The sequence below is a fragment of the Citrobacter sp. wls829 genome (assembly GCF_005280825.1).
GTDB lineage: Bacteria > Pseudomonadota > Gammaproteobacteria > Enterobacterales > Enterobacteriaceae > Citrobacter > Citrobacter gillenii.
The window spans coordinates 1-1,956 of record NZ_SZWP01000108.1; the positions used below are offsets into that span (position 1 = coordinate 1).

Below are 1,956 nucleotides of genomic sequence, written 5' to 3' on the forward strand. Positions count from 1 at the left end.
TGTCAACAACGGGTAAAAAGTGATCCACTTACCGCCACCACCAACGGTTTAATATTGATCCACCTTGTTTACTCAGGATTAGCTTCAGCTATAACCCCGGCCTTTCGTTTCTGCTTCAGTCGATAGCTTTCCCCTTTTATTTGCACGACGTGTGAGTGATGTAAGATCCGGTCCAGCATCGCCGATGTCAGCGCTGCATCACCGGCGAACGTCTGATCCCACTGCCCGAACGGCAGGTTGGAGGTCAGGATCATCGCGCTCTTCTCGTAACGTTTGGCGATGACCTGGAAGAACAGCTTGGCTTCCTCCTGACTGAACGGCAGATAACCTATTTCATCGATGATAAGCAGCTTCGGGGCCATGACACCACGATTGAGAGTCGTTTTGTAACGGCCCTGACGCTGTGAAGTGGACAGCTGTAGCAGCAGGTCCGCTGCTGTTGTGAAGCGAACCTTGATGCCCGCCCGTACTGCTTCGTAGCCCATGGCTATCGCCAGATGCGTTTTTCCCACGCCCGATGGCCCCAGCAACACGATGTTTTCGTTACGCTCTATGAAGCTCAGGGATCGCAGCGACTGGATTTGCTTCTGAGGAGCGCCGGTGGCGAAGGTGAAGTCGTACTCCTCGAACGTCTTTACCGCCGGGAAGGCTGCCATCCGCGTGTACATCGCCTGTTTACGCTGATGCCGGGCCAGTTTCTCCTCATGTAACAGGTGCTCCAGGAAGTCCATGTAGCTCCATTCCTGATCCACCGCCTGTTGCGACAGCGCCGGCGCTGCGCCGATAAGACTGTCCAGCTGGAGCTGTTCGGCAAGCACCATCAGCCGTTGATGTTGCAGTTCGACCATCATGCGGCTCCTCTGCAGAACGTGTCATAGATGGAGAGCGGATGATGCAACGGCTGCCTGTCGAAGGTCATCAGGCTTTCATCAACCTGCACGTCATACTGTTTTTTCTCCGGTGGCAGTGCCAGCATGGATTGCTGTTCCTCCACCCAGCGATCGCAGGGGCGGGTCTGGATAGTTTCATGCTTACGTTGATTGGCCACATCGTACAGCCAGCGCAGGCCGTAACGGTTTGCGGTTTCAACATCGACGGTGATCCCCATCGGACGCAGGCGTGTCATTAACGGGATATAGAAGCTGTTGCGGGCGTACTGCACCATCCTCTCCACCTTGCCTTTAGTCTGCGCCCTGAAGGGACGGCACAGGCGGGGAGAGAAGCCCATCTCTTTGCCGAACTGCCACAGGGAAGGATGGAACCGGTGCTGCCCGGTCTGGTAAGCATCACGCTGCAGCACCACCGTTTTCATATTGTCGTACAGGACTTCCTGCGGTACACCGCCGAAGAAGCTGAACGCATTGCGGTGACAGGCTTCCAGCGTGTCGTAGCGCATGTTGTCGGTGAACTCGATGTAAAGCATTCTGCTGTATCCCAGAACAGCGACGAACACATGCAGGGGTGACTTGCCGTTTCGCATGGTCCCCCAGTCAACCTGCATCTGCCGTCCGGGCTCGGTTTCGAAGCGAACGACCGGTTCTGCCTGTGCTGGCAGGGTCTGTTTACGGATGAACTCTCTCAGGATAGTAAGCCCTCCACGATAGCCCAGCTCCATGATTTCCCTGGCAATAACGGTCGCCGGGATTTTGTAGGGATGCGCATCGCTGATCCGCTTAGAGATGTAATCACGGTATTCATCGAGCAGTGATGATGGTGCCGGGCGTGGTGAATACTGCGGCTTTTCAGATTTGGCTTTCAGGTGGCTGCGGACAGTATTGCGCGAAATACCCAGCTCCCTGGCAATGGCCCGGATACTCATTCCCCGCTTGTGCAGGACTTTAATTTCCATACGAATCTCAAAAGTGATCATAAGCTCCCCTGTATTCAGAGGAGCAGATTAACCCCTGGATCAATTTTCAACCGCTGGGGTGGATCAGTTTTGCACCGTTGGTAACA

2 protein-coding genes are annotated in these 1,956 nt (G+C 54.9%); both read right to left on the reverse strand.

Features of this window, described 5'->3' with window-relative positions:
• Positions 1-68 precede the first annotated feature (68 nt).
• Positions 69-851: an IS21-like element ISSen3 family helper ATPase IstB gene (gene istB, locus FDW88_RS22285; protein WP_001531258.1), complete on the reverse strand. Its 783-nt coding sequence runs from the start codon at positions 849-851 to the stop codon at positions 69-71.
• Complete coding sequence (istA, locus tag FDW88_RS22290; RefSeq protein ID WP_000627495.1) at positions 848-1,870, reverse strand: IS21-like element ISSen3 family transposase; 1,023 nt, start codon at positions 1,868-1,870, stop codon at positions 848-850. The genes istB and istA overlap by 4 nt, the downstream gene beginning before the upstream one ends.
• Positions 1,871-1,956: the final 86 nt, after the last annotated feature.

Bases quoted from the DNA above. Each gene is read 5' to 3' on its own strand.
- istB (WP_001531258.1), bottom strand. From the start codon at position 851: ATGATGGTCGAACTGCAACATCAACGGCTGATGGTGCTTGCCGAACAG.
- istA (WP_000627495.1), bottom strand. From the start codon at position 1,870: ATGATCACTTTTGAGATTCGTATGGAAATTAAAGTCCTGCACAAGCGG.